General features: G+C 37.7%; 7 protein-coding genes and 1 pseudogene (1 of these 8 only partly in view). 7 read left to right on the top strand and 1 reads right to left on the bottom strand.

Annotated features, from left to right (window positions below):
• The 4 genes and pseudogenes from L656_RS01000000122310 to L656_RS0114060 form a co-directional block, all read left to right on the top strand.
• Window positions 1–304: pseudogene (locus L656_RS01000000122310) on the top strand (Lrp/AsnC family transcriptional regulator) (it extends 163 nt beyond the left edge of the window).
• A 72-nt stretch (window positions 305–376) separates the two neighbouring features.
• Entirely contained in the window at window positions 377–3094 is a 2718-nt protein-coding gene (locus L656_RS0114070; RefSeq protein ID WP_024599679.1) for an ATP-binding protein, read from the top strand.
• Window positions 3087–4475 (top strand): alpha/beta hydrolase, encoded by a 1389-nt coding sequence (locus L656_RS0114065; protein ID WP_024599678.1) that lies wholly within the window; start codon window positions 3087–3089, stop codon window positions 4473–4475. The genes L656_RS0114070 and L656_RS0114065 overlap by 8 nt, the downstream gene beginning before the upstream one ends.
• Window positions 4476–4481: 6 nt before the next feature.
• Window positions 4482–5621, top strand: a complete 1140-nt coding sequence (locus tag L656_RS0114060; RefSeq protein WP_024599677.1) for a GNAT family N-acetyltransferase — start codon at window positions 4482–4484, stop codon at window positions 5619–5621.
• Here the strand turns inward: L656_RS0114060 and L656_RS0114055 are convergent.
• On the bottom strand, window positions 5598–6188 hold the full coding sequence (locus tag L656_RS0114055; protein WP_024599676.1) for a DUF938 domain-containing protein: 591 nt from the start codon (window positions 6186–6188) through the stop codon (window positions 5598–5600). The two genes, L656_RS0114060 and L656_RS0114055, sit on opposite strands and share 24 nt — an antisense overlap.
• A 200-nt stretch (window positions 6189–6388) precedes the next feature.
• Here L656_RS0114055 and L656_RS0114050 point away from each other — a divergent pair, with 200 nt between their 5' ends.
• The 3 genes from L656_RS0114050 to L656_RS0114040 form a co-directional block, all read left to right on the top strand.
• Window positions 6389–6574, top strand: a complete 186-nt coding sequence (locus L656_RS0114050) for a hypothetical protein (RefSeq protein ID WP_010554833.1) — start codon at window positions 6389–6391, stop codon at window positions 6572–6574.
• A 101-nt stretch (window positions 6575–6675) separates the two neighbouring features.
• Window positions 6676–7041, top strand: a complete 366-nt coding sequence (locus L656_RS0114045) for a hypothetical protein (protein WP_231616833.1) — start codon at window positions 6676–6678, stop codon at window positions 7039–7041.
• 11 nt (window positions 7042–7052) lie between these two features.
• On the top strand, window positions 7053–8058 hold a 1006-nt coding region (locus tag L656_RS0114040), incomplete at its 3' end, for a class II fumarate hydratase (RefSeq protein ID WP_024599674.1).

Raw genomic sequence — 8058 nt, 5'->3', positions numbered from 1 at the left:
CCACGCCGCCATAAACCCTAAAGCACTTAACCTTAATGTGTTGGTATATGCGTTTGTGCGATTAAGCCAAAACTCGGTAAGTGCTGCAGAGCAATTTGAGCAACATGTAGAAAAATTACCACATGTATTAGAGTGTTGTGTAATATCAGGGAGCTATGATTATTTATTAAAAATAATTGCACATAATCTTGAGAGCTACGAAACATTTGTAAAACATCAACTAGGTGGCTTAAGTTGTATCGCAAATATAGAATCAACAGTTGTGCTTAAACAATCATTTAGCAAAAAACAGTTACCATTATAAAAATAACCCAAATAACTTACTGTTAGCTATACTGATATTTCAAAACGATAATAATAATTGCTTGGACCTTATGTGAAAAATTTTAACTCTAAAAATCATTCTATTATTTTTTACATCATGTTTGCTTTAGCATATTTTTTAGTGGGTATAGCACTCACTAAACTTGCTTTTAATTCGCAAATAATTCCAATTTGGTTACCTGCTGGTATAGCTTTGGTCGGTTGTTATATTTGGTGGTGGCGCTTTATCCCACCTTTATTTGTAGCTGCAATTGCATTTAATTTAAATATTTTTGATAGTTCAGCTCATGAGCTAGTCCTTGTCGGTAACTCATTTAACGAGGCAATGTATATCGCCTTTGGTGTGGTTATACAGGCAATGGTGGGCGCTGCTTTACTAAAATTTTGGCTTGGCCACCCACTACGCTTTAAAAAGCGTAAAAACATAATTTACTTTATTCTCGTCATAGCCATATTAGTCAGTTTAATTTCGGCTAACTTTGGCGTGTTCGCTCTTAGTCAATTTAACTCAGTTTACAGTATTGATAATCATTGGAAGAATGTTATTTACTGGTGGCTTGGCGATACATTAGGAGTAATAATTGCAACTCCGTTTTTACTTTCTTTATTACCACAAAAGTCTAACCAACATAATATATCGGCGTTTCCAACAATTGCAGTATGTTCTATTTTATTTGTGTCGGTTGCGGTCACAACACAGCTATACGATCAAGAAAACCGTATAAGCACAATTAAAATCGCCGAACGTGAAGTACACGTTATAGAAAATAGCCTTTATAGATATACAAATCGCAGTATTATTGCAGTGCAGAGCCTAGCAAGTCAGGTTCAATCATCTTCAACATTAAGCCAACAAGATTTTTATTCTTATGCTAGCCAATTACTAACCCAGCATGCGTTTATTCACGCTTTATCGTGGAATGCAAAAATACCTCAAGATCAACGAGACGTCTTTGCTCAAGAGATATCAAACATTTACCATTTAGATGTTGATGTAGTAGGTGAGCCTCTTGAAATTAGCGATCCCCTTGTTATAGTAAAATACATAGCTCCTTTTAATGGTAATCAAAAAGCTATTGGCTTTAATGTATTTTCAAACCCTGATCGAAAAAATTCCCTGCTTAACCCTGCTATAAAATATATGCCCGTAGGGACTAAGATAATTCAACTAGTACAGACCAAACAGCCTAAACCAGCTTATTTATTATTTGCTCCTGTGTATTCTCAAAGTAACGATAAAGAAACAATTAAAGGCTATGCCACAGGTGTATTTTTAGTACGAAGTATTATTGAACAAGCTATTACTAAACAGCAGTCTGATATGTTTTCGATTGGTATATATGAAGATACAAACACACCGCCGTTTTATAGTAATTACTCTCAAGATGTTCAGCAAGCCAAAGGCAGCCGTTTAATGTCGTTTGACGTGGACTTTGCAGGGCAAAAATGGATTGTAAAACTATCCCTTAAAGAAAGCTTTTTAACACAACATAATAGTCAGCTAACTTTATTATTACTCATACTTCAAGTTGCCGTATGTTCTTTAATTTTAATGGTTTTACTACTGTTTAATCAGCAACAAATAGCGCTTACACGTCAAGTTGCAGAGCGTACACACTCACTCGCACAAGCAAAACAGCAGTCCGATTTAGCTAATCAAGCTAAAAGCCAATTTTTAGCTAATATGAGCCACGAAATACGAACACCGCTCAATGCCGTAATTGGTTTTTCTTCACTTGCTCGCGAAACAGACACTGCAAGTACACTCATTGGCTATTTAGATAAAATAAACTCATCATCTAAAAGTTTATTAAACTTAATTAATGACATTCTTGATATATCAAAAATAGAATCCCAAAAGTTAGTTATTGAATCTATTGCATTCGACCTAGGTGCCTTAATAACACGCATAAACAATATGTTTGAACAAAGCGCTATTAACAAAGGTATTAAATGGCAAGTTAACTCAAAGCTACCTTTAGATACCTGGTTTATTGGTGATCCTATGCGAATTGAGCAGATATTACTTAATTTATGTAGTAACGCGATTAAATTTACAAGCCAAGGCAGCGTTACTTTAAACATAGAAACAGAGTTTACTGCCGCCAATAAAGTACAGCTTGTTATAACCATTAGGGATACCGGAATAGGTATAAAGCCAAGCCAACATAAAAAATTATTTAATGCATTTACCCAAGCTGATAGCTCTACCTCTAGGCAATTTGGTGGTACAGGGCTGGGCTTAACAATAGCAAAAGAGCTAAGCCAATTAATGGGGGGAGAAATAGCACTTGAAAGTGAAATAGATAAAGGCTCTACGTTTACATTTTCAATGCAATTAGAAACAACAGAGCCTAAAAAAGAACATGTTATTACATTTGATAATACTAATATTACTTCGCTAGACATTTTGGTCGCAGAAGACAACCCAGTGAATCAAATGGTTATTAAAGCGATGCTTGGCTCGCTGGGGATTGTGCCGTATATAGTAGAAAATGGCGAACTGGCCGTTGATATAGTTAAAAAGCAGCATTTTGACTTAGTGCTTATGGATTGCCAAATGCCTGTAATGGATGGCTATAGGGCAACGGCCCTAATCCGCCAGTTTAAAACCGAACAAGAACTCCCGATTATTGCTTTAACTGCCGACGTTATGCCAGAGGATAAAGCACATGCACAAGCCGTTGGATTTAACCAACATCTTGCAAAACCGCTTGAACTCATTAAGCTAACTGAGTGTCTTGCCCAATATGCAGTAGTTAATGAATAATAGTGATTTAATTTTAAGAATAGTTTTAAGAGTAGCTTTTGGTTTTGTTTTAAGTATTTTTTCGCATATTACCGTCGCTCAAAACTGTATATCGCAGGCAAGCGACTTTAAATTTATAACAAAAAGTAAGCAACAAGGCTTATTACGCTTTGAAAAAGAGCACAACCACCAGCGCTTTAATTACCACGCCCTTTTACCATTTAACGATTACTTAGATTTTGCATATAAACATATAAATAAAGCCAATCCACGTTCAAATATGCCATGCCCTGTTATTACACAAACGTATCAGCAGTTAGTAACACAAGGTAAGCGAAAACCTAACCCTACTATTGCAGATATTATTGCTCCTTTTGAGCTAACGCATTCAAACAGTAATAAAGTAGCATTATTAATTCACGGGCTAACTGACTCACCCTTTACGTATCACGATTTAGCACAAGTGTATTATCAACAAGGCTATACTGTGCGTACTATTTTATTACCAGGACATGGGAGCGCCGCAAGTGCTTTACTCAATGTAGACGTTAGCCAATGGCAACAGCCAATAAAATACGGTATTGAGCGCTCAGTACAAGATTTTGATGAGGTGATACTCGCAGGTTACTCTACCGGTGCAGCGTTACTTATTGATTACGCAACTAAGCAAACTGTTTCACCTAAAATTAAAGCGCTTATGCTTTATTCGCCCGGCTCTGAGCCACATAATAAGTACGGCTGGATAGCAAAGTGGATTGATGCCATACCCTTAGTTAATTGGATTGATAAAGACGCCGATGTAGACTTTGCTAAGTATGAATCATTTCCTTTAAATGCAGCGGCAGCATCATACGATGCAATGTCACTTGCAAGCGTAAGTAGTTTAAGCAAACGCCCTCCACTTAAATTACCTATTTTTAGTGTGCTTAGCGATATTGATACAACAATAGATACACGGGCCACTCTAAAGTTATTAAGTGCATTACACAAAGATAATTCAGTAAAATATAAGCCGCTCGATACTTTAGTACTTTATGGAAGCACTGATATTTTACCGCCAGACTTTGCTAGTGACTACACAGTAAATAACCCGCAATGCACAACGTCTCAGTGTAAAAAAGTTCATGGTATATCGCATATTGCGGTTGTTAACTCACCGCAAAATCCACATTATGGAATTAACGCAACCTATCGTAATTGTGGCAGCTTTATTAATGACGAGTCCCTATATAAAACATGTAAAACAACTAAAAACCCACAATTAGGAGAGCGTACAAGCGCTAACTTAAAACACTATCCGGCTTTACAGCGCTTAACTTATAATCCTCATTTTACCGAGCTTAAAATGCAAATTAGTACGTTTATTAAAAACGTAGAACAGCTTAAAACAACTACAAGGTAAGTAGTCATGGGAACGTTTTCGCACCAATGGTTTAGCAGTATTAATGAGATTGATCAGGCGCAGTGGCAACGTTTATTTGGTGATGAACCATTTACTCAACATGCTTTTTTATATGCCCTTGAACAAAGCCAATGCGTAACACAAAAAAGTGGTTGGCAGCCCCATCACCTCGCTATTTTTGAACATGATACGCTCGTTGCACTTGCACCCGGGTATTTAAAAGGTCATTCATACGGCGAGTACGTATTTGACTGGGCATGGGCAGAGGCATACGAAAAACACGGCTTAGAGTATTATCCAAAATGGCTATCTGGCATTCCCTTTAGCCCCATTGAAGGCAAGCGTATTGCTATTGAACACGCTAATCCAAATGCGGTATATCAATACATTACAGAGCAACTTAGCATACACAGTGCTCAGCAAGGATGGTCGGGATGGCATGTTAACTTTTGCGATCAAGCTCAAGCAACATCATTAACTGAGCAACACGCCATGCTAAGAGTGGGTGTGCAATTTCAGTGGTTTAATAAAGGTTTTGAAACCTTTGACGACTTTTTGCAAATACTTAACTCACGCAAACGTAAATCCCTTAAAAAAGAGCGAGCTAAAATAGCGCAACAGAACATTGATATTGAATGGCTGCAAGGAACGCAAATTACGCCCGAGATAATGCAATTGTTTTGTGAGTTTTATCAGCGTACCTACTTAAAGCGCTCTGGTCATTTGGGCTATTTAAATATGGAGTTTTTTACGCTTTTACATGCCTTAATGGCTAATACTCTAGTTATTATGCTGGCCAAAAGAGACGATAACGTGATTGCTGCAACACTTAGTTTAGTAGGTAAAAATACGCTTTATGGGCGCTACTGGGGAGCAAGTGAAGAAGTAGATTCGCTGCACTTTGAATTGTGTTATTACCAAGGTATTGAGTTTGCAATAAAGCATAAACTCAACTGTTTTCATTCGGGTGCACAAGGTGAGCACAAAATAGCACGCGGATTTGAACCCGTACTTACCTACTCTGCTCACCATATTGTTGATGGCGACTTTAGTAATGCAATAAGCGACTACTTAAAGCGTGAACGCGGCCATATTGATATATATAAAGAGCAATGTAGCTCATTACTGCCGTTTAAAAACGAGTAACTGATTATTTGCAGGCATGGCTGTATCGCTAATAAGCGTAAGCCTTGCTTGCTTAGCTAGTTGTTCAACTGCTTCAAAATCTCTTATTCCACTTAACGGATCGCGCTCTGTTAAAAAAGCACTAAAGTCATCATTACTTGGGCTGGTAAATTCACCTTTGTATTTGAATGGCCCATAAATACACAACATACCGTCGCTATTTAAGTGACGTTTAACACCGTCAAAAAAACGTTCAACTAATTGCCAACTCACAATATGAAATGTGTTTGCAGTATAAATAGCGTCAACCTTATCTACTGGCCATTCATTATTTAAATCAAGCTCAAGTGGTGCATGTAAATTAGTTAAATTAGCTTCACGGTGCCATAAGTTAATCCCTTCGTGGTTTATAGCGCGATCACTTGTATGCCACTGTAAATGTGGTAATTGCTCTGCAAAAAAAACACTATGCTGGCCGGTTCCTGAGCCAACTTCGAGTACTGTTTTAGTATTTTTTAATACAACTCTTAATTGCTCTAAAATAGGGGTTTTATTGTTTTCACAGGCTTGTGAAAATGGCTTTGTCATTACTGTGCACCAAAATTGTAGATTAATGCACAACAGTAAAGCAAATTTAGCTTATTTTGTCGTGATGAAAAAAATATAATTTTTAAACACTACAACTATCATATGGTTGAGCTAATTCATTATGATTGGTACGTAATATGCTTTTATATAACTAACCCACTAAAGGGTTTAACTTATATTAAATTTCAAAGGATAAAATTATGCATATACCCCCTTATACAGCTGTAGACGCAGCTATTGCTATAACCGAAAAAACCACCGACGATCATAGTTACGCCGTTGATATGAGAGCTACAGTAATCGATTTACTTTCGCACCCTAAACACAATCAACAGGCGATGACCAAACATGAAACAGATCAGATATTTATTCTTGGCTACAATTAAAACTCAAATTAGTATCGCAAATAATTTTTATAATAACTGTTTACACTGAAACCGATTAAATGTAATGATAACTATTATCGTTAACTTGAGTCGGTTTTTTTATGTCTTCAAATTATGCCCAGCATCGTTACCATCAAGAACTCTCTTGCCATTGCTTAAGACCTGGCCTACATGCACCCATGCTCGTTGCCGATTACATAGAAACCGCCCTTAACGTCGCCAAAAAATTTGAGCAACAACGTAACCCCTTGCTTCAAGAGTTTTACCTTAGACGCACACACCATGAAATTATAAACAAAATGTGCGACCCTCTTATACATAATGCTATTCGTAAACAATGTTTAGAGCAGTTATACAAACCTTTATTAGCACTAAAACGGTTTTATAAAGTGCATAACAATACTGCACAATTTTTAATACTTGAGCGTGAAGCTCGTATTCTTAGTCACGAATTCAACCCTTTTTAAGGAGCACACTTATGAGCAACTTTAGAACAGAATCAGACAGCATGGGCGAGCTAAAAGTACCTACTGATGCACTCTATCAAGCGCAAACACAGCGAGCGGTTAATAATTTTGCCATTAGTGGCTTACCTATGCCGAAGCAATTTATAACTGCACTGGCTTATATAAAACAAGCCGCAGCACAAAGTAACTATGAGCTTGGGCATTTAAGCAAAGCTAAAGCCAATGCTATTGAGCAAGCTTGCCAAAGTATTATTGATGGCGAGCACATTGAGCATTTCCCCGTTGATATTTTTCAAACCGGTTCGGGCACAAGCTCAAATATGAATGCCAATGAAGTTATTGCAACGCTTGCTAGCCGGATAGGCAATGAAAGCATTCACCCTAATGATGATGTGAATATGGGGCAAAGCTCTAACGATGTAGTCCCTACTGCTATCGCACTCAGTAGCGCAATAAATGTAGTGTACGAATTACTTCCTTCGCTTGAAAACTTATCGCAAAGCCTGGAAAAGAAAAAAGCTGAAGTAGGCCATATAGTTAAAACGGGCCGTACGCATTTAATGGATGCAATGCCTGTAACGTTTGATCAAACTCTAAGTGCATGGCAGTCACAAGTTAACCATGCCGCTGCAGGAATTAGACATAGTTTAGAGCGTGTATGCGAGCTTGCACAAGGCGGTACAGCCGTTGGAACAGGAATAAATGCAGACCCTAAATTTGCAGCAAAATTTACAGAAAACCTGAGTGCCAATGTAGGCATTAGATTTACGCCTAGTAGTAACTTTTTTTATAACATAGGCTCACAAGACGCCATCGTCGCGCTTTCAGGGCAATTAAAAGTACTCGCTGTCGCACAAATGAAAATAGCGAACGACTTACGCTGGATGAACTCAGGCCCACTTGCAGGTTTAGGTGAAATAGAGCTTGAAGCGCTTCAACCAGGTTCATCTATTATGCCTGGCAAAGTAAATCCTGTTATACCTGAAGCAGCCGCAATGGTAAGTGCACAAGTAATAG

This window comes from Pseudoalteromonas sp. TAE56 (assembly GCF_000497955.1).
Taxonomy (GTDB): domain Bacteria; phylum Pseudomonadota; class Gammaproteobacteria; order Enterobacterales; family Alteromonadaceae; genus Pseudoalteromonas.
Note: the sequence above shows the minus strand (reverse complement) of the source record. Positions and strands in the feature narration are given on the sequence as shown.

Excerpts from the sequence above, each read along its gene's own strand:
- L656_RS0114065 (WP_024599678.1), top strand. The coding sequence starts at position 3,087 with ATGAATAATAGTGATTTAATTTTAAGAATAGTTTTAAGAGTAGCTTTT.
- L656_RS0114060 (WP_024599677.1), top strand. The coding sequence starts at position 4,482 with ATGGGAACGTTTTCGCACCAATGGTTTAGCAGTATTAATGAGATTGAT.
- L656_RS0114055 (WP_024599676.1), bottom strand. The coding sequence starts at position 6,188 with ATGACAAAGCCATTTTCACAAGCCTGTGAAAACAATAAAACCCCTATT.
- L656_RS0114050 (WP_010554833.1), top strand. The coding sequence starts at position 6,389 with ATGCATATACCCCCTTATACAGCTGTAGACGCAGCTATTGCTATAACC.
- L656_RS0114045 (WP_231616833.1), top strand. The coding sequence starts at position 6,676 with ATGTCTTCAAATTATGCCCAGCATCGTTACCATCAAGAACTCTCTTGC.